General features: G+C 67.0%; 22 protein-coding genes. 16 read left to right on the plus strand and 6 right to left on the minus strand.

The annotated features are described in order from the left end of the window. Position 1 precedes the first annotated feature (1 nt). The gene (locus HSX14_RS00190; protein ID WP_173174695.1) at positions 2 to 421 is read right to left on the minus strand and encodes a PA0061/PA0062 family lipoprotein; all 420 of its coding nucleotides are present in this window, start codon (positions 419 to 421) and stop codon (positions 2 to 4) included. Positions 422 to 472: 51 nt separating this feature from the next. Further along, positions 473 to 889 (minus strand): PA0061/PA0062 family lipoprotein, encoded by a 417-nt coding sequence (locus tag HSX14_RS00195; RefSeq protein ID WP_173174697.1) that lies wholly within the window; start codon positions 887 to 889, stop codon positions 473 to 475. A 49-nt stretch (positions 890 to 938) separates the two neighbouring features. Between HSX14_RS00195 and HSX14_RS00200 the strand changes: the two genes are divergently transcribed. Both HSX14_RS00200 and HSX14_RS00205 read left to right on the plus strand, forming a co-directional pair. Continuing rightward, positions 939 to 2,036 carry an aminopeptidase gene (locus HSX14_RS00200; RefSeq protein WP_173174699.1) on the plus strand — a complete coding sequence of 366 codons (1,098 nt, stop codon included), beginning with the start codon at positions 939 to 941 and terminating at the stop codon, positions 2,034 to 2,036. A 29-nt stretch (positions 2,037 to 2,065) separates the two neighbouring features. Further along, entirely contained in the window at positions 2,066 to 2,299 is a 234-nt protein-coding gene (locus HSX14_RS00205) for a DUF1161 domain-containing protein (protein ID WP_173174701.1), read from the plus strand. A 36-nt stretch (positions 2,300 to 2,335) separates the two neighbouring features. Here the strand turns inward: HSX14_RS00205 and HSX14_RS00210 are convergent, their stop codons facing one another. From HSX14_RS00210 to HSX14_RS00220, 3 genes are read right to left on the minus strand one after another with little or no spacing between them, the layout of a single operon-like run. Next, positions 2,336 to 2,986, minus strand: coding sequence for an HAD family hydrolase (locus HSX14_RS00210; protein ID WP_173174704.1), 651 nt, complete (start codon positions 2,984 to 2,986; stop codon positions 2,336 to 2,338). 5 nt (positions 2,987 to 2,991) lie between these two features. Beyond that, the gene (gene dinD / locus HSX14_RS00215; RefSeq protein ID WP_173174706.1) at positions 2,992 to 3,834 is read right to left on the minus strand and encodes a DNA damage-inducible protein D; all 843 of its coding nucleotides are present in this window, start codon (positions 3,832 to 3,834) and stop codon (positions 2,992 to 2,994) included. A gap of 36 nt (positions 3,835 to 3,870) precedes the next feature. Then, positions 3,871 to 4,416, minus strand: a complete 546-nt coding sequence (locus HSX14_RS00220) for a gamma carbonic anhydrase family protein (RefSeq protein WP_173174708.1) — start codon at positions 4,414 to 4,416, stop codon at positions 3,871 to 3,873. Between the two features lie 165 nt (positions 4,417 to 4,581). Between HSX14_RS00220 and HSX14_RS00225 the strand changes: the two genes are divergently transcribed. From HSX14_RS00225 to HSX14_RS00275, 11 genes are all read left to right on the plus strand, one after another. After that, on the plus strand, positions 4,582 to 4,770 hold the full coding sequence (locus HSX14_RS00225; protein ID WP_173174710.1) for a hypothetical protein: 189 nt from the start codon (positions 4,582 to 4,584) through the stop codon (positions 4,768 to 4,770). 82 nt (positions 4,771 to 4,852) lie between these two features. Next, on the plus strand, positions 4,853 to 6,901 hold the full coding sequence (gene prlC / locus HSX14_RS00230; protein WP_173174712.1) for an oligopeptidase A: 2,049 nt from the start codon (positions 4,853 to 4,855) through the stop codon (positions 6,899 to 6,901). Then, positions 6,898 to 7,179: a YheV family putative zinc ribbon protein gene (locus HSX14_RS00235; RefSeq protein ID WP_021219893.1), complete on the plus strand. Its 282-nt coding sequence runs from the start codon at positions 6,898 to 6,900 to the stop codon at positions 7,177 to 7,179. Before prlC ends, HSX14_RS00235 begins: the two co-directional genes overlap by 4 nt. A gap of 22 nt (positions 7,180 to 7,201) precedes the next feature. After that, positions 7,202 to 7,981: a DUF3658 domain-containing protein gene (locus HSX14_RS00240; protein WP_173174714.1), complete on the plus strand. Its 780-nt coding sequence runs from the start codon at positions 7,202 to 7,204 to the stop codon at positions 7,979 to 7,981. Between the two features lie 36 nt (positions 7,982 to 8,017). Continuing rightward, the gene (locus HSX14_RS00245; protein WP_173174716.1) at positions 8,018 to 8,659 is read left to right on the plus strand and encodes a Vat family streptogramin A O-acetyltransferase; all 642 of its coding nucleotides are present in this window, start codon (positions 8,018 to 8,020) and stop codon (positions 8,657 to 8,659) included. A 127-nt stretch (positions 8,660 to 8,786) separates the two neighbouring features. Beyond that, on the plus strand, positions 8,787 to 9,611 hold the full coding sequence (locus tag HSX14_RS00250) for a hypothetical protein (RefSeq protein ID WP_111259284.1): 825 nt from the start codon (positions 8,787 to 8,789) through the stop codon (positions 9,609 to 9,611). Further along, entirely contained in the window at positions 9,608 to 10,120 is a 513-nt protein-coding gene (locus HSX14_RS00255) for a hypothetical protein (protein WP_173174719.1), read from the plus strand. The genes HSX14_RS00250 and HSX14_RS00255 overlap by 4 nt, the downstream gene beginning before the upstream one ends. A gap of 82 nt (positions 10,121 to 10,202) precedes the next feature. After that, complete coding sequence (locus HSX14_RS00260; RefSeq protein WP_173174721.1) at positions 10,203 to 11,261, plus strand: PA0069 family radical SAM protein; 1,059 nt, start codon at positions 10,203 to 10,205, stop codon at positions 11,259 to 11,261. A 148-nt stretch (positions 11,262 to 11,409) separates the two neighbouring features. Continuing rightward, positions 11,410 to 12,114 carry a carbonic anhydrase gene (locus HSX14_RS00265; RefSeq protein ID WP_021219886.1) on the plus strand — a complete coding sequence of 235 codons (705 nt, stop codon included), beginning with the start codon at positions 11,410 to 11,412 and terminating at the stop codon, positions 12,112 to 12,114. A 290-nt stretch (positions 12,115 to 12,404) separates the two neighbouring features. Continuing rightward, entirely contained in the window at positions 12,405 to 13,127 is a 723-nt protein-coding gene (locus tag HSX14_RS00270; protein ID WP_173174723.1) for a carbonic anhydrase, read from the plus strand. 67 nt (positions 13,128 to 13,194) lie between these two features. Beyond that, positions 13,195 to 14,724, plus strand: coding sequence for a SulP family inorganic anion transporter (locus HSX14_RS00275; protein WP_173174725.1), 1,530 nt, complete (start codon positions 13,195 to 13,197; stop codon positions 14,722 to 14,724). Between the two features lie 3 nt (positions 14,725 to 14,727). Here the strand turns inward: HSX14_RS00275 and HSX14_RS00280 are convergent, their stop codons facing one another. After that, positions 14,728 to 15,387 (minus strand): hypothetical protein, encoded by a 660-nt coding sequence (locus HSX14_RS00280; RefSeq protein WP_173174727.1) that lies wholly within the window; start codon positions 15,385 to 15,387, stop codon positions 14,728 to 14,730. A gap of 376 nt (positions 15,388 to 15,763) precedes the next feature. Between HSX14_RS00280 and coxB the strand changes: the two genes are divergently transcribed. From coxB to HSX14_RS00295, 3 genes are read left to right on the plus strand one after another with little or no spacing between them, the layout of a single operon-like run. Then, the gene (gene coxB / locus HSX14_RS00285) at positions 15,764 to 16,891 is read left to right on the plus strand and encodes a cytochrome c oxidase subunit II (RefSeq protein ID WP_173174729.1); all 1,128 of its coding nucleotides are present in this window, start codon (positions 15,764 to 15,766) and stop codon (positions 16,889 to 16,891) included. Position 16,892: 1 nt separating this feature from the next. Then, on the plus strand, positions 16,893 to 18,482 hold the full coding sequence (ctaD, locus tag HSX14_RS00290) for a cytochrome c oxidase subunit I (RefSeq protein ID WP_173174731.1): 1,590 nt from the start codon (positions 16,893 to 16,895) through the stop codon (positions 18,480 to 18,482). Position 18,483: 1 nt separating this feature from the next. Further along, entirely contained in the window at positions 18,484 to 19,035 is a 552-nt protein-coding gene (locus HSX14_RS00295; RefSeq protein ID WP_173174733.1) for a cytochrome c oxidase assembly protein, read from the plus strand. Positions 19,036 to 19,051: the final 16 nt, after the last annotated feature.

A 19,051-nucleotide genomic window follows, 5' to 3' on the forward strand; every position in this document is an offset into this window, starting at 1 on the left:
GTCAGATCGGCCCGCAGCCCAGCGTCTCGCCACGCGCCACCACCTGGCGTCGGGCGTCGTACATCAGCACCTGCGGGCGCATGACGATGGGGCGTGCGTCGATGCGGTAGCGCTCGCCGGCGGCGAACCCGTCATAGCGGATGCGCACATGGCAGGTGAGCTGGAAGGGACCCGCGTCGCTGTTGAGGCCGCTACCGCTGGCAACCTCGAACTGGTAGCGCATCTCCAGTTCATGGCGGCCGGGAGTGACCTGGTAGTAGCGGCCGTCGGCGGTGCGCCCGCCGTCCAGGCGGTCGGCCATGAAGGTGGTGCCCGGCTCGCCGCGCAGGTCGATCCAGGCCTGGCCGGGGTCGGGTTGGGGAAGCGGGCCGGCGCAGGCCGTCAGGCTGGCCAGCAGGCACGCGGCGGGTAGCTTGCGCATGGCGGAATCCTCGGAAGGGCGTGGCGTTCAGGATAAACCTGGCGCCCGTTTTCAGACATCGCCGCAGCGACTTTCCCGTGCCCGCGCCACTTCGCGGTTGTCTTCGCTGTAGAGCCGCGCCCAGGGGCGGAAGCCGATGCCGCCGGCCTTGAGCTGGTAGCGTTGGCCGGCGGTGAATTCCGGGTAGTCCAGCTTCAGCAGGCAGGTGCGGGTCATGGGCTCGCGCTGGGGGCCGATGTCGTCGCCGTCCACGTCGAAACTGAAGCGCACTTCCAGCTCGTGGTTGCCGGGGGTGACCTGGAAGTAGCGGTCGTCCTGCAGCGGCTGGCGGTCGACACGGGTCGCCTGCAAGGCATGCCTTTGCGGTGGGTCCAGGTCGATCCAGGCCTGGTCGGGGTCGGGGCTGGGCATGATCAGCGAGCAACCGCCGAGGTTGAGCAGCAGGACAGTGGGAAGCAGGCGACGCATGCGGCAACTCCTTGTGGCGTGCTTTGGGGCCATGCGCTAGCTTCACGCCATGCCGGCCCCCATTCTTCTAGCCTCTCTCGACCGCGCCCGCGCCCTTGCGGTTCCGTTGCTGCTCGCCCTGGCGCTGAACGGTTGCTCCAGCCTGGACTACTACGGCCAACTGGCCAGCGGACAGTTCCAGCTGCTGCGCGCCCGCGAGCCGGTGGCGCAGGTGCTCGCCGACCCCGCCCGTGATGCCGCGTTGCGCCAGCGCCTGGCGCTGTCGCAACGTGCGCGGGATTTCGCCAGCGCCGAACTGGCCTTGCCGGACAACGGCAGCTACCGCGTCTATGCCGATATCCACAGGCCCTTCGTGGTGTGGAACGTCTTCGCCACGCCGGCGCTGTCCCTGGCGCCCATCACTCATTGCTTCCCCATCGCCGGTTGCGTCGCCTACCGCGGCTACTACCAGCCCGGCCGAGCACGCGGCGCCGCGGCGCTGATGCGTGAGCAGGGGCTGGATACCTGGATCGGCGGCGTCGAGGCCTATTCCACCCTGGGCTGGTTCGACGACCCGATCCTCAGCAGCATGGCGCGCTGGGACGATGACCGGCTGGCGGCGGTGATCTTCCACGAGCTGGCGCACCAGAAGCTGTACGTCGCCGACGACAGCGCTTTCAACGAGTCCTTCGCCAGCTTCGTCGAGCGCGAGGGCCTGCGCCAGTGGCGTGCCAGCCAGGGCCTGCCGGCCGGCGGCGAGGACGGGGTGCGCCAGCGCGAGCAGTTCACCGCGCTGGTGCTGGCCTGCCGCGAGCGCCTGGAGCGGCTCTACGCCAGCGACCTGCCCGAGGCGCAGAAGCACAGGGCCAAGCAGGCCGAGTTCGAGCGCCTGCGCCGCGACTACCGGCAGCTGCGTGACAGCCAGTGGCAAGGCGTGGGCCGCTACGACGGCTGGATCGAAAGCCCGCTGAACAATGCCAAGCTGCTGCCTTTCGGCCTCTACGACCGTTGGGTGCCGGCCTTCGCCGAGCTGTATCGGCGTAGCGCCGGCTGGACGGATTTCCACGGGCGGGTGGCGGCGCTGGCGGCGCGTCCGCCGGTCGAGCGCCAGGCCGCCCTGGCCGAGCTGATGCCGGAGAACTCGCCGGTGGCCGCATCGGTCGAATGAACGCGGATTCGCCTGACAGGAGGTGTGCGATGAACAGATGGGGATTGGCCGTGCTGCTCGGCCTGCTGGGGAGCGCCGCCGTAGCGGCGCCCAAGCCTTGCGAGGCGCTCAAGCAGGAGATCGAGGTGAAGATCCAGGCCGCCGGGGTGACCGCCTACACCCTGGAAATCGTGCCGGCCGCGGAGGTGGAAGACCCGAACATGGTGGTCGGCACCTGCGAGAACGGCACGAAGAAGATCGTCTACCAGCGCAACGGGACCTGAGCCCGCCGCCCTGGAATCCCCGGGCTGAAGCCCGGCCTACACGCCTTCGAAGGCCTGGTGCATTTCCGCGAGCGTGGCGAAGTACCAGGCCGGCGATTCCGCCATCAGCTCCTCGTGGCTGCCGAAGCCGTAGCCGACGCCGATGGCCTGCAGGCCATTCTCCCGGGCGCCGATCAGGTCGTGCTTGCGGTCACCGATCATCAGCGTCTGCGCCGGGTCCAGCCCCTCCTCGTCGAGCAGGTGGCGGATCAGCTCCACCTTGTTGGTGCGGGTGCCGTCCAGCTCGCTGCCGTAGATCACCTTGAAATGCCTGGCGAAGTCGAAGTGCCGCGCAATCTCGCGGGCGAACACCGCCGGCTTGCTGGTGGCGATGTACAACGTGCGGCCCTGCTCGCCGAGCATCCCCAGCAACTGGGCGACGCCGTCGAACACGCGGTTCTCGTAGAGCCCGGTGACCTTGAAGCGATCGCGGTAGTGGTTCACCGCCTCCCAGGCGCGGGGCTCGTCGAAACCGTAGGTCTGCATGAAGCACTGCAACAGCGGCGGGCCGATGAAATGCTCCAGGCGGGTGAGGTCCGGCTCGTGGATATCCAGCTTGCCCAGGGCGTACTGGATGGAGCGGGTGATGCCCTCGCGCGGGTCGGTGAGGGTGCCGTCGAGGTCGAAGAGGATGTTCGGCTGGTGCATGGCGGTCAGGGCTCTTTCTTGATCTTTTTCTGTTCGGATTCGATCTGCTGGATGCTGCGATCCGGCGTGGGAAGTGATTCGGGCATCGTGCCGCCGAGGTCCTCGATGGTCTGCCGGACCTTCCTGCCAACGTCGTGATGGACCTGATTGGCGAGCTGTTTGCCCTGCACATTCTCCCTGCGCAACTTGTCCTCGGTCTGAGTGGCGCGGAACAGGTTGGCGGCCAGTTCCGTGCTGCCCATGTGGTCGAGGATCTTCTGGCTCTTCTTCAGCTGCTTGCGCGCGTGGATGTCACGCGCTGAGAGGCCGCCATACAGGCCGCGGTAACCGTGGTCCTGGAATATGGCGTAATCCAGGCTGCTGGCTACACCGGCATCTCTGGCCGCTGCGGCCAGGTGCTTGTTGTGCTGGGCCAGCTCATTGCTTATCGCCAGACGCTTTTCGTCTTCGTCAAATCGGGCGAAGCGATCATCATCGGCCAACTCCTGGCGGCGGGTCTGGATGGCGAAGTAGGTCTGACCATTGGCGATGACCGGTTTGCTTGGGTCGCCGTTCTGCACGATCAGGTAGCAGGCGTAGCGGGACAGGCGGATGTCAGGCACCTGGCGCCGTGCACCGGAGCCGATCTCGACCATTGTGAGGATGTCCTCAATATGGTCCTCGACCGCGTGGCCGCTGCGCAGGCAGGCCTCCCGCGCACGTGCCACCACCGGGGTGAAGTGACGGTACTGGGAGTAGCCCAGCACCTCGGCCAATTGCCTGGCCAGCCAGAACTCGTTGCCTTGGGCATCCATCTGGCGGAGGCCTTCGAAGGTGGCATGGTGCCGGTCGGTGATGTTCCGTTTCATGAAGCTCTCCTTGCCTTTGAACAGGTCAAGGCATTCTCACTCGCCGTACCCCTCGGCGATATGCAGGTCCTTCAGCTTCACGTAGTTGGCGGCGCTGTAAGTGAAGAAGGCCCTTTCCTTGTCGCTCAGCGGGCGGGCCTGTTTCACCGGGCTGCCGACGTAGAGGAAGCCGCTCTCCAGGCGTTTGCCCGGCGGCACCAGGCTGCCGGCGCCGATCACCACCTCGTCCTCGACCACGGCGCCGTCCATGACGATGCTGCCCATACCCACCAGGATGCGGTTGCCGAGGGTGCAGCCGTGCAGGGTCACCTTGTGGCCGATGGTCACGTCGTCGCCGATGAGAAGGGGAAAGCCGTCCGGGTTGAAGGGGCCGGCATGGGTGATATGCAGGACACTGCCGTCCTGTACGCTGGTCCGTGCCCCGATGCGGATGCGATGCATGTCGCCGCGTATCAGGGCGAAGGGCCAGACCGAGCTGTCCTCGCCCAGCTCGACATCGCCGATGACGACCGCGGATCGGTCGACGAAAACCCGCTGACCCAGCTGGGGGGCGGTGCCGCGGTAGGTTCGTATCGCGCTCATAGAAAGTCCTGTGGCTGCGTTGTGCGCCGATTGTAATTAAGATGTTCGCTGTCGACCCGGGTTAAACCTCGCGGCTCGATGGTTGTCCCACTCTTCAGTCCCTTCCCGAAAGGCCCGTCAAAATTCTGGCATAGTGGCCGGCCGTCTCTGGAAAGGAGAGTGTCCATGACCACCTTGCGTTTCAGATCTTCCGCGAATCGTTCCAAGGCCGCAGCGGCCACGGTGACCCGCGAAGCCCTCGAGGCCCATGTAGCCGCCTATCTGCGGCGCGGAGGGCAGATCCAGAAGATCGCCAAGGGCGTGAGCGGTATGCCACTGAACGGCTCCTGGCATCTGTCCAGGCGCGGGAAATGATTTGCGGAGGGGGCCTTGTGCCCCCTCTCTCTTTCCCGGTATCAACGATCCATCAACTTTCCAGACGCAACAGGTGAATGCCGTGAGTTCCAGCAATCCCCTCCTTCAGGATTTCGACCTGCCGCCCTACTCCAGCATCCGTCCGGAACATGTAGAGCCCGCCATCGACACCATCCTCGCCGACAGCCGTGCCGCCATCGATGCGCTGCTCGCCGGCCAGCAGGGCACGCCGACCTGGCAGGGCCTGGTGCTGGCGCTGGACGAGCTCGGCGAGCGCCTGGGTCGTGCGTGGAGCCCGGTCAGCCACCTCAACGCCGTGTGCAACAGCGCCGAGCTGCGCGGCGCCTATGAGGCCTGCCTGCCCAAGCTCTCCGAGTACTGGACGGAACTCGGCCAGAACCGCGAACTGTTCCAGGCCTACGAGGCACTGGCCGGCAGCCCCGAGGCCGCCGGCTTCGACGTGGCGCAGAAGACCATCCTCGAACACGCCCTGCGTGACTTCCGCCTCTCCGGCATCGACCTGCCCGCCGACAAGCAGCAGCGCTACGGCGAGATCCAGATGAAGCTCTCCGAGCTCACCAGCCGCTTCTCCAACCAGCTGCTGGACGCCACCCAGGCCTGGACCAAGCACGTCACCGACGAAGCCGCGCTCGACGGGCTCACCGAGTCCGCCCGTGCGCAGATGGCCCAGGCCGCCCAGGCCAAGGGCCTGGATGGCTGGCTGATCAGCCTGGAGTTCCCCAGCTACTACGCGGTGATGACCTACGCCAACGACCGCGCGCTGCGCGAAGAGGTCTACACCGCCTACTGCACCCGTGCCTCCGACCAGGGGCCGAACGCCGGCCAGAACGACAACGGCCCGGTGATGGAGCAGATCCTCGACCTGCGCCAGGAGCTGGCCGGCCTGCTCGGTTTCGCCAGCTACGCCGAGCTGAGCCTGGCGACCAAGATGGCCGAGTCCAGCGACCAGGTGCTGAGCTTCCTCCGCGACCTGGCCGTGCGCAGCAAGCCCTTCGCCCGGCAGGACCTCGACGAGCTCAAGGCCTTCGCCGCCGAGCAGGGGCTGGACGACCTGCAGAGCTGGGACACCGGCTACTACAGCGAGAAGCTGCGCGAGCAGCGCTACAGCATCTCCCAGGAAATCCTCCGCGCCTATTTCCCCATCGACAAGGTGCTCACCGGCCTCTTCGCCATCGTGCAGAAGCTCTACGGCATCGAGATCCGCGAGCTGTCGGGCTTCGACACCTGGCACCCGGACGTCCGCCTCTTCGAGATCCGCGAGAACGGCCAGCACGTCGGCCGCTTCTTCTTCGACCTCTATGCCCGCGCCAACAAGCGTGGTGGTGCGTGGATGGACGGTGCCCGCGACAAGCGCCGCACCTCCGCCGGCAAGCTGATCAGCCCGGTGGCCAACCTGGTGTGCAACTTCACCCCGGCCGTCGGCGGCAAGCCCGCGCTGCTGACCCACGACGAAGTCACCACCCTGTTCCATGAGTTCGGCCACGGCCTGCACCACCTGCTGACCCGCGTCGAGCACGCCGGGGCCTCCGGTATCAACGGCGTGGCCTGGGACGCGGTCGAGCTCCCCAGCCAGTTCATGGAGAACTGGTGCTGGGAGCCGGAAGGCCTGGCGCTGATCTCCGGCCACTACCAGACCGGCGAACCCCTGCCCCAGGACCTGCTGGACAAGATGCTGGCGGCGAAGAACTTCCAGTCGGGCCTGATGATGGTGCGCCAGCTGGAATTCTCCCTGTTCGACTTCGAGCTGCACGCCACCCACGGCGATGGCCGCAGCGTGCTGGAGGTGCTCGAAGGCATCCGTGCCGAGGTCTCGGTGATGCGCCCGCCGGCCTTCAACCGCTTCGCCAACAGCTTCGCGCACATCTTCGCCGGTGGTTACGCGGCCGGTTACTACAGCTACAAGTGGGCGGAAGTGCTCTCCGCCGACGCCTTCTCCAAGTTCGAGGAAGAAGGCGTGTTCAACGCCGACACCGGGCGCGCCTTCCGCGAGGCCATCCTCGCCCGTGGCGGCTCCCAGGAGCCGATGGTGCTGTTCGTCGATTTCCGCGGTCGCGAGCCCTCCATCGACGCCCTGTTGCGCCACCTCGGCCTGTCGTCGGAGGCCGCATGAGCGAAGGTCCCGTGAACGTCACCAAGAAGCGCTTCATCGCCGGTGCCGTGTGCCCGGCGTGCAGCGAGCAGGACCGCATCCAGATGTGGGACGAGGACGGCGTGCCGCACCGCCAGTGCGTCGCCTGCGGCTATGCCGACACCCTCAATGCGCAAGGCCAGTCGGTGCCCAAGGAACTGGGCACGCGGGTCAACAAGGCCGTGCCCAAGCCGGCCGACCCGAAGGTCCAGGGCGTGCAGTTCTTCCCCAATCCGAAACTGAAGAAGCCCAGCGAGTAGCGTCGAGGCCAGGGAGGGCGTGATGTGGCACCTGGTATGCGGTGACAACGCGGTCGAAGGCGTCGCGTCCGTGCTGGGCGAAGACGTGGCGCGCAGCTTCCTGCGGGTGCTGCGCGACGACCTCGCGGTCGGTCCGCTGAGCGGCATCGAACAGCCGCCCTGCACCCGCCGCGCCGCCTTCTGGCGCGCGGTCTGGCCGGTTGCGGTGCAGCCGGTGCCGGACTTCGAGGCCGGCCTGGGCGAAGACGCCCAATGGCTCGCCGGCCTCGCCCTGCAGAGCCACGCGGTGACCGTCTGGCATGGCGACAGCGCCTCCGAGCAGCTGTTGCTGGCCCGGGTCGCGGCGGCGCTGGAACACAGCCAGCTGCCGCTCTGGGAAGTGCCCTGCGGCAGCGGCGATAGCCGCGTGGCCAGCCGTCGCGCCGTGGCCATGCATGCGCCGGACGAGCTGGCCGAGCTCTACCTGCCCAGGCCGATCGAGGCGGAGCGCCGGCAGGCGCTGGCCGCCCAGTGGCGCGGCGCGCTGGCCGAGGGCGCGGGCATCCGGCGCTGGCGCGAAGGGGCTTTCCATGGCGAGGACTTCAGCTTCATCGATGCCGACCTGATCGGCTCCTGCACGTCGGAGTGGCGCCCGCTGGGCCGCGCGATGGCCGACGTCATGGCCCGTTGCGATGGCTTCTTCGCCACCGACTTCTTCCTCTTCTGGCGCGCCCGTGAATTGGCCGCCCAGGGCCGTGTCGAGATCCAGGGCGAGCCCGGGGCCAATGGCTACGGCGGCCTGCAGGTGCGCCTGCAGGGCTGACCCGGGCGGCACCCACCCCCACGAGCCGGAGGCTCCATGCACGGACCCGACCCCCGCAACCCGCACCCCATGGCGGGCTTCCCACAGGTCTGCTTCATCCGCAACACGGTCAGCAACCCGCAGATCGAGATCGGCGAGTACACCTACTACGACGACCCGGAAGATTCGGAGAACTTCGAGCGCAACGTCCTCTATCTCTACCCCTTCATCGGCGATCGCCTGGTGATCGGACGCTTCTGTGCCATCGCGCGCGGCGTGAAGTTCATCATGAACGGCGCCAACCACAAGCTTTCCGGCTTCTCCACCTACCCCTTCCAGATCTTCGGCGGCGGCTGGGAACAGCACATGCCCGACCTGTCGGAGTTCCCCAACAAGGGCGACACCCGGATCGGCAACGACGTGTGGATCGGCTACGAGGCGCTGATCATGCCCGGGGTGAAGATCGGCGACGGCGCCATCATCTCCTCGCGCTCGGTGGTGACCCGCGACGTGCCGCCCTACACCGTGGTCGGCGGCAACCCGGCCGAGCCGCTGAAACAGCGCTTTTCCGACGCGGTGGGGGAGCGCCTGCTGGCCATTGCCTGGTGGGACTGGCCGGTGGAGAAAGTCAGCCGGCACCTGGCGGCGATCATGGCGGCGGACCTCGATGCCCTGGAGCGCTGCGCCCGCGAAGACTGAGGCGAACTGCGTCACTTCCGCCGACCGGGCGCCTTGCCGCAGCGCGGGGCCGGGAGTAATTTTCCCTGCGGTGCCCCGCTGCACAGGGAGCCGCCGCAGAGGGCGGCGATACAGCAAGGAGACCCAGGTGCCCACCTTTACTCGCAACAAACTTCCGGTCGTCGGCAGCCTCGAACTGGTGGTCGGCAACGTCCTCAAGCTGAAGCTCAACGGCCTGGGCCCGGGCAAGAAGCACTACCGGATCAAGAGCGCCAACACCTGCCTGGAAGTGAAGCAGGACGCGAACGATCGCCAGAGCGAGCAGAGCATCACCATCAAGGCGTTGCGCGCCTGCCAGTCGGTGCGCGTAGAAGCCTTTTCCGCCACCGATGACCTGCCTTCCGGCATCCACGTGGTGATCACCGTGCTGGAGGCGTTGACGCTGCCCGATGCCAGTACCGACGAAGGCTGCCTCGCGCGCCTGCTGCTGGCCGAATCGGTGGTGCCGAAGAATGCCGGTGGCCTGGAGGAAGCCCTGTTCTCCATGCAGCTGATGCGGCAGGTCATCGAGAACCGCATGGCGTTCTCCGAACCCAAGCACTTCGGCAAGCCGGCCAACAAGACCATGACGGGCTTCATCACCGCCCGCGACCCGCTGCAGTTCGAGGGGTTCGGCAACTACCCGTCCATCGGCAGCAAGGAAGGCAAGATCGACAGCTACCTGCGCCTGGCCAACGACGGCTCCGACCTGCGCTTCTCCTTCGTCCGCCAGCATGTGCAGAACGCGCTGGACGTGGCGGCGGGCAAGAGCCTGGCCAAGCCCTACAAGCCGCCGGTCTACGGCTGGATGACCGAAGGCAGCAACCCGGGCGGCTATTTCATCAAGGCGGTCGACAAGGGTGGCCAGACCTTCTTCAGCCTCACCCAGGCCTTCATCGACAACCCCAACAACCCCGGTAAACCGAAGAAATGAACAGCCCACGCCTGGCCGGATTCTTCTCCGGCACCCTGCTCCTCGTCGCCCTCGGTGCCTGCGCGGCCGAGTCCTTCGGCCCGTCGATCTACAGCGGCCAGGTGGCGCGTTTCGACATCGCCCAGGACAAGGCCTTCGCCGATCCCGAGCAGGACATGCGCTTCCTGCTGGTGCAGGCCAGGCGCAACGACAGCGCCAACCACTTCTGCGTGGTCGGCTACCAGTGGCCGGACGGCAAGCGCAAGGCGGCCGTGCACTGGCAGGAAGGCCAGCGCATTGTCCTCTGGACCGGCAAGTCCGGCTGGGGCGATGACTTCAAGTACGCCGACTCGATGGCCATGGCCAACAGCGTGGACCTGAAGGACGGCCTGGTGGATACCGACGAACAGCGCTTCGGCAGCAGCTTCCTGCAGTTGCGCTCCTCCGCCGAAGGCACCCTCGCCGACTGCAAGGCCCATGGCCGGCAGTACCTGATCGAGCCGTTCACGCCGCCGAGCGAGGACGAGTAGGGCTTTCCGACGAAAACCGGCTGGCGCAGGACGCTGTAAGAATATACTGTTCATGAATACAGTATATTCGGAGCGCCTCGCCATGTCCGTCACCCTTCCGCCCCGTGGCCGTGGAACCGGTAGCAACCCCTACAACCGCTTCGCTCCGACCCTCTCGGTGGCCGAGGACGACGGCTGGTACCTGGAAGTGCCGCCGACCCGCGCCACCGAAGTGCGCATCGAGACGGCCAAGAGCATCATCGCCCGCAACCAGTCGCCGGACCTGCCCTTCGATCGCTCCATCAACCCCTACCGCGGCTGCGAGCACGGCTGCATCTATTGCTACGCGCGGCCCAGCCACGCCTACTGGGACCTGTCGCCGGGCATCGACTTCGAGACCCGGCTGATCGCCAAGACCAACGCCGCCGCCCTGCTGGAGCAGCAGTTGAGCAAGCCCGGCTACGCTTGCGCGCCCATCGCCCTGGGCGCCAACACCGACCCCTACCAGCCCATCGAGCGCGAGCACCGCATCACCCGCCAGGTACTGGAAGTGCTGCTGCGCTACCGCCATCCGCTGACCATCGTCACCAAGGGCTCGCTGCTGTTGCGCGACCTCGACCTGCTGACCCAGCTGGCCGAGCAGCGCCTGGTCAAGGTGATGATCAGCCTCACCACCCTCGACGATGAGCTCAAGCGCATCCTCGAACCGCGCGCCGCGGCGCCCTCCGCGCGGCTGCGGGCGATCCGCGTGCTGCGCGAGAACCGCGTGCCGGTGGGCTTGCTCTGCTCGCCGATGATCCCGATGATCAACGACAGCGAACTGGAGAGCCTGCTGGAGGCGGCCCGCGATGCCGGCGCGCGCAGTGCCTCCTACATGCTGGTGCGCCTGCCCCGGGAGGTGGCGCCGCTGTTCGAGGAGTGGCTCCAGGCCCACTACCCGCAACGCGCGGCCCACGTGATGAGCATCATCCGCCAGTGCCGGGGCGGCGAGGTGTACGACAGCCGCTTCGGCAAGCGCTTCAGCGGCGAAGGCGCCTTCGCCGAGCTGCTGGCCCAGCGCTTCGCCGTGGCCATGCGTCGTCTGGGCCTGGAGAAGCGCGGCGACGTGGCGCTGGATTGCTCGCGCTTCTGTCCGCCCGGCGGGCAGATGGCCCTGCTGTGAGCGAAAGGATGGGCGGAAGGGCTTTTGCGGGGCCGGAGTGTGACCGGAACGCGCCGAACGGTGTCCTGTAGGGGGTCGGATAAATCCGACCTTATCGGTAAAGTAATCCCACTTACCCCTACAGAGTCCCAAGGCGAACGAGGTCGGCATGAGCGACGAGCACGATACCCCGCAAACCCAGGAAAGCGCCGAAGAAGCGCTGCGCAACATCGTCGAAGGTTTCCAGCGTTTCCGCGACCAGGTCTACCCGGAGCAGGAAGAGCTGTTCAAGCGCCTGGCCCATGAGCAGAAACCCCGCGCCATGTTCATCACCTGCGCGGACTCGCGCATCGTCCCGGAGCTGATCACCCAGAGCTCCCCCGGCGACCTGTTCGTCACCCGCAACGTCGGCAACGTGGTGCCGCCCTACGGCCAGATGAACGGCGGCGTTTCCACCGCCATCGAGTTCGCCGTCATGGCCCTCGGCGTGCACCACATCATCATCTGCGGCCACTCCGACTGCGGCGCCATGAAGGCGGTGCTCAACCCCGAGCAGCTGGAGCGCATGCCCACCGTCAAGGCCTGGCTGCGCCACGCCGAAGTGGCCCGCACCGTGGTCGCCGAGAACTGCGGCTGCGCCAACCACGAGACCCTGGGCGTGCTGACCGAGGAGAACGTGGTGGCCCAGCTGGACCACCTGCGCACCCACCCCTCGGTGGCGGCGCGACTGGCCAGCGGCCAGCTGTTCATCCACGGCTGGGTGTACGACATCGAGACCGCCGCCATCCGCGCCTACGACGCCGAGAGCGGTCGCTTCCGCACCATCGGCGACGGCCCGCTGCCGATGGCCACGCCCCGCGCCCGCTACCTGTGAGCCCCGGTGCCCCGGTTTCGGCCGGGGCACCGTCCGTTTCTTCCTTCCCTTCGCGGCTGCACCTTCGCCGCGTCGAGCGCCTGCACGGTCGTCCCATCGCCGGCCCGGGCTGGCAGACTGCTATCGGCCATTCGTCTGTAATGCTCATTCCAGAGCGGTTTCTTCAGTTTGAGTTAAGTCTTCGCGCCTAAGGTTTTTCTCCATCCGACCGCCCGGTCGGGTTGCAGGCCGCCGTCGACCGGCAGGTCACCAGGGCCATCGGCCCGCTCGGAAAGCAAACAGGAGAAAGCATGAAACAGGACATCCGCAGCATCCCGCCCGCCCCCCTGGCAGAGAGTGACGCCGCAACCACCTTCGACACCCTGGTGCGTGGCTGCCGGCGCTTCCGGGAGGAGACCTTTCCCCAGCAGCGCGGCCTCTTCCAGCGCCTGGCCCGGCAGCAGTCGCCGCGCGCCATGTTCATCACCTGCGCCGACTCGCGGGTGGCGCCGGAGCTGATCACCCACAGCTCGCCCGGTGATCTGTTCGTCACCCGCAACGTCGGCAACCTGGTGCCGCCCTACGGCCAGATGAACGGCGGCGTTTCCACCGCCATCGAGTACGCGGTCATGGCCCTTGGCGTGCATCACATCATCGTCTGCGGGCACTCCGACTGCGGCGCGATGAAGGCCGTGCTGGCCCCGGATGCCCTGCACGGCATGCCCACCGTCAGCGCCTGGCTGCGCCACGCCGAGGTGGCCCGCAGCCTGGTGGAGCGCAACTGCGACTGCGCCGGGCACGATGCCCTGGGCGTGCTGACCGAGGAGAACGTGGTGGCCCAGTTGGACCACCTACGCACCCATCCCGCCGTGGCGGCGCGCATGGCCGCCGGGCAGCTGTTCATCCACGGCTGGGTGTACGACATCGAGACCGCCGCCATCCGCGCCTACGACGCCGAGGCCGGGTGCTTCCTGCCGCTGCAGCAGGGCCGCCCCGCCATGGCCACGCCCCGCCCGCGCTACCTGGCGTCCTGACGCCCTCCCCATACGCCGTGGCGGCCGAGATCGCCGCGCCCCCCTTCGTGCCGCAGGAGATCGCGACATGCGCCTTGCTTCCTTGAAATCCACCGTGCCCCGGGACCTGCTGGCCTCGGTGGTCGTCTTTCTCGTCGCCCTGCCGCTGTGCATGGGCATCGCCATCGCGTCCGGCATGCCGCCGGCCAAGGGGCTGATCACCGGCATCGTCGGCGGCCTGGTGGTCGGCTGGCTGGCGGGCTCGCCCTTGCAGGTCAGCGGCCCGGCCGCCGGCCTCGCCGTGCTGGTCTTCGAACTGGTGCGCGAGCACGGCATGGCCATGCTCGGGCCCATCCTGGTGCTGGCCGGGCTGTTGCAGTTGTGCGCCGGGCGCCTGCGCCTGGGCTGCTGGTTCCGGGTCACGGCGCCGGCGGTGGTCTACGGCATGCTCGCCGGCATCGGCGCGCTCATCGTGATGTCGCAGGTGCATGTGATGTTCGATGCCAGGCCCCAGGCATCGGGGCTGGAAAACCTGCTGGCGTTTCCCGAGACGCTGATCAACGCGCTCGCCCAGGTCGGTCCCGGCGGCGGCCTGGCGGCTGCCGCGCTGGGCCTTGGCACGATCGCCTGCATGTGGGGCTGGGAGCGCTGGCGCCCGCAGTCGCTGCGCTTCTTGCCCGGCGCGCTGATCGGCGTCGGCCTGGCGACCCTGGCCAGCCTGGCCCTGGCGCTCGATGTGCAGCGGGTCAGCGTGCCGGCCACCCTGGGCGAGGCCATCGACTGGCTGCGCCCGGCCGACCTGCTCGGCCTGGCCGACCCGCAGATCCTCCTGGCGGCGCTGGTGGTGGCCTTCGTCGCCAGTGCCGAGACGCTGCTCTCCGCCGCAGCGGTGGACCGCATGCATGGCGGGCCGCGTTCCGACCTCGACCGTGAGCTGTCGGCCCAGGGCGTGGGCAACCTGCTGTGTGGCGTCCTGGGCGCGTTGCCCATGACCGGGGTGATCGTGCGCAGCTCCGCCAACGTCCAGGCCGGCGCCCGCACGCGCCTGTCCGCCGTGCTGCACGGTGGCTGGCTGCTGGCCTTCGTCGCCCTGCTGCCGATGGTGCTGCAGAGCATTCCGGTGGCGGCGCTGGCCGGCGTGCTGGTCTTCACCGGCTGCAAGCTGGTGGATGCCAAGGCCATGCGCAATCTCTCGCGCTATGGCCGTGCCCCGCTGCTGATCTACTCGGCCACCGCGCTGGGGATCGTCGCCCTCGACCTGCTCAGCGGGGTGCTGATCGGCTTCGCCCTGACCCTGGCCAAGCTGGCCTGGAAGGCGTCGCGCCTGAAGATCGCCCTGGTACAGGGGGCTCCCGGCGAGGCGGAGTTGCGCCTCGCCGGTGCCGCCACCTTCCTGCGGGTACCGCAGCTGGCGCGGGTGCTGGAGGGCGTGGCGCCAGGTACGCGGCTGCAGGTGCCGCTGGCTAACCTCAGCTACATCGACCACGCCTGCATGGAGCTGCTGGAGGACTGGGGGCGGGCCGCGCAGCGACAGGGTGGGGCCCTGCAGATCGAGCCCCGTGCCCTGAACCGGCGCCTGGAAGGACGGCTGCTCAGCCTGCGCGGCCGCGCCGTCTGAAGTTCAGCCGGCGGCGCGTTGCGCCTGGTCCAGCTGCAGTTCGACGCCGAGCTGGCGCGAGAGGCAGGGCCAGCGCTTCCACGCCGCTTCCACCTTTGGGTCGTGCAACCTGTCGCGGTAATGCTGCACGGATGCGCGTTCGAACACCGCCTCGTCGAGCATGCCGTCCACCGCGTGGTGCACCGCCTCGTCGAGCTGGTTGGCGAAGGGTTCGCCGATCAGCTGGTGGGCGATGAGGTTGGCCACGGTGGTGTCCAGGGGGATCAGCGGCTCGCCCAGGTGGGCAATGTAGCGATCGTTCACCTCCTCCACCAGGCGGTGGGCGAGGTAGGCCTCGTCGAGCAGGCCGTCCAGGCCCTCGTGGCCTTCCACCAGGCTCGGCGGCTGCAGGAAGAACTGCTCGGCGACCTTCAGCACCGGTTTCACCTGGGCCTCGATGCCGGCCTCGCGGGCGACGTTGGCGGCGGCGTCGAGCACATCCGGCACCTGCTCGATGTAGGCGCTCACGAAGCGCGCCAGCACGCCTTCGGCATCGCTGGCGGGCAGGCGGATGGCGGGGTGGAGGCGGTCCATCTGGCTTGCGAGGATGCGTGCCAGATGCCCGCTCCGGGCTTCCTGTTCGTGGGCTCGCTGGATGAGTTCGCGCAGGGCGAGGGTATTCATGACTGCTCCTGGGTAGGACATGGATCGAAGGGAGGGGAAGACACAACTTAGCTCGCCGTCGCGGGCAGCTAAGACCCGATTGTCATAATGCCGCAATGCTTATGCGCACTCGCGATAACGGGGTGCGCGCATCTTCGCCAACCCCGCGCCAGCCGTGGCGTTTAGGACAAGGCTTGTGGCCCTTGCGCCAATTTTTCCAGCGCGTTGCCAGCTTCAAGTCGGTGTCTATACTCCGACTCGAAAGGCGTTACCTGATGACACCCGACTGCGCACCACCGTGCTGAAGGTCGGCCGTTAAAGTCAGCCGTATTAACGACCGCTCCCTTAGCCGCTGGCCCAGCCGGCGGGATAACAAGAACGATAAGGGGAACCCGCAATGATGCGACATCCACGAGTCTGGATGGGACTCCTGCTGTGGTCGATTTTCAGCCAGGCGCAGGCCGCCTGGACCGTCAACATGGCACCTGGTGCCACCGAGGTCAGCCGTACCGTTTTCGATCTGCACATGACGATCTTCTGGATCTGCGTCGTGATCGGCGTGATCGTGTTCGGCGCCATGTTCTGGTCGATGATCATCCACCGCCGCTCCACCGGCCAGGAACCTGCGCATTTCCACGAGAGCACCACGGTGGAGATTCTCTGGACGGTCGTGCCCTTCGTCATCCTGGTGCTGATGGCGATACCCGCCACCAAGACCCTGATCGACATCTACGACAGTTCCGAATCCGAGCTGGACATCCAGGTCACCGGCTACCAGTGGAAGTGGAACTACAAGTACCTGGGCCAGGACGTCGAATTCTTCAGCAACCTCGCCACGCCCGCCGAGCAGATCCACAACAAGGCGGAGAAGGACGAGCACTACCTGCTGGAGGTGGACGAGCCGCTGGTGATCCCGGTGGGCACCAAGGTGCGCTTCCTGATCACCGCCGCCGACGTGATCCACTCCTGGTGGGTGCCGGCGCTGGCGGTCAAGCGCGACGCCATCCCCGGCTTCGTCAACGAGGCCTGGACGCGCATCGACAAGCCCGGCATCTACCGCGGCCAGTGCGCCGAGCTGTGCGGCAAGGACCACGGCTTCATGCCCATCGTGGTCGAGGCCAAATCCAAGGAGGACTTCGCCAAGTGGCTCGCCGGTCGCAAGGAGGAGGTCGCCAAGCTCAAGGAGCTGACCGACAAGGAGTGGACGCTCGAAGAGCTCTCCGCCCGTGGCGACAAGGTCTACCACACCACCTGCGCCGCCTGTCACCAGCCCGAGGGCCAGGGCATGCCGCCGATGTTCCCGGCGCTCAAGGGCTCGAAGATCGCCACCGGGCCGAAGGAAGACCACCTCAACATCGTCTTCCACGGCAAGCCCGGCACGGCCATGGCCGCCTTCGGCAAGCAGCTGTCGGAAGTCGATATCGCCGCCGTCATCACCTACGAACGCAACGCCTGGGGCAACGCCAAGGGCGACATGGTGACGCCGAAAGAAGTGCTTGCGCTCAAGCAAGCCGAGGAGAAATGACATGAGTGCAGTGATCGACCACGATCATGCCGGGCATGATCACCACCACGGCCCGGCCAAGGGCCTGATGCGCTGGGTGCTCACCACCAACCACAAGGACATCGGCACCATGTACCTGTGGTTCGCCTTCACCATGTTCCTCCTCGGGGGTTCCATGGCGATGGTGATCCGCGCCGAGCTGTTCCAGCCCGGCCTGCAGATCGTCGAGCCGGCCTTCTTCAACCAGATGACCACCATGCACGGCCTGATCATGGTCTTCGGCGCGGTGATGCCGGCCTTCGTCGGCCTGGCCAACTGGATGATCCCGCTGATGGTCGGCGCGCCGGACATGGCCCTGCCGCGCATGAACAACTTCAGCTTCTGGCTGCTGCCGGCGGCCTTCGGCCTGCTCATCAGCACGCTGTTCACCGCCGGCGGCGGGCCCAACTTCGGCTGGACCTTCTACGCCCCGCTGTCCACCACCTACGCGCCGGAGAGCGTCACCTACTTCATCTTCGCCATCCACCTGATGGGCATCAGCTCGATCATGGGCGCGATCAACGTGATCGCCACCATCCTCAACCTGCGCGCCCCGGGCATGACCCTGATGAAGATGCCGCTGTTCGTCTGGACCTGGCTCATCACCGCCTTCCTGCTGATCGCGGTGATGCCGGTGCTGGCGGGTTGCGTGACCATGATGCTGATGGACATCCACTTCGGCACCAGCTTCTTCAGCGCGGCCGGTGGCGGCGACCCGGTGCTGTTCCAGCACGTGTTCTGGTTCTTCGGCCACCCCGAGGTGTACATCATGATCCTGCCCGCCTTCGGCGCGGTCAGCTCGATCATCCCGGCCTTCGCGCGCAAGCCGCTGTTCGGCTACACCTCGATGGTCTACGCCACCGCCTCCATCGCCTTCCTGTCCTTCATCGTCTGGGCGCACCACATGTTCGTGGTCGGCATCCCGCTGACCGGCGAGCTGTTCTTCATGTACGCCACCATGCTGATCGCCGTGCCCACCGGGGTGAAGGTGTTCAACTGGGCCAGCACCATGTGGCAGGGCTCGATGACCTTCGAGACACCGATGCTGTTCGCGGTGGCCTTCGTCATCCTCTTTACCATCGGCGGCTTCTCCGGGCTGATGCTGGCCATCGCCCCGGCGGACTTCCAGTACCACGACACCTACTTCGTGGTGGCCCACTTCCACTACGTGCTGGTGCCCGGCGCCATCTTCGGCATCTTCGCCTCGGCCTATTACTGGCTGCCGAAGTGGACCGGCCACATGTACGACGAGACCCTCGGCAAGCTGCACTTCTGGATGAGCTTCATCGGCATGAACATGGCGTTCTTCCCCATGCACTTCGTGGGGCTGGCGGGCATGCCGCGACGCATCCCGGACTACAACCTGCAGTTCGCCGACTTCAACATGATCTCCTCCATCGGTGCCTTCACCTTCGGCGCCACCCAGCTGCTGTTCCTGTTCATCATCATCAAGTGCATCCGTGGCGGCAAACCCGCACCGGCCAAGCCCTGGGACGGTGCCGAGGGGCTGGAGTGGACCGTGCCCTCGCCGGCGCCCTACCACACCTTCAGCACCCCGCCGGAGGTGAAGTGAGATGAGCGGGGAACTGAACAATCGCCGCCTCATCCCGCGCCTCCTGGTGCTGGTGGTGGCGATGTTCGGCTTCGGTTTCGCCCTGGTGCCCATCTACGAAGTGATGTGCGTGGCCTTCGGCATCAACGGCAAGACCAACGCCAACGCCTACGAGGGCAGCCAGGCGCTGGACGAGAAGCGCCAGGTGCGGGTGCAGTTCCTCGCCACCAATGCGGCGGACATGACCTGGGAATTCCGCTCCAAGGCGGACGACCTGGTGGTGCACCCGGGGGCGAGCAACGAAATGCTGTTCATCGCCCACAACACCACCGACAAGCCCATGACCGCCCAGGCGGTGCCGAGCATCTCGCCGTCCAAGGCCGCGGCGTACTTCCACAAGACCGAATGCTTCTGCTTCACCCAGCAGGTCCTGCAGCCGGGCGAGCGCATCGAGATGCCGGTGCGCTTCATCGTCGACCGCGACCTGCCGCCCGACGTGCACCACCTGACACTCGCTTACACGCTGTTCGATATCACGGCCCGCAAGCCCCCGGTCGCCAAGACCGGCAGCTGACGCGCCGACAAGGAGA

Source organism: Pseudomonas tohonis, assembly GCF_012767755.2.
GTDB lineage: Bacteria > Pseudomonadota > Gammaproteobacteria > Pseudomonadales > Pseudomonadaceae > Metapseudomonas > Metapseudomonas tohonis.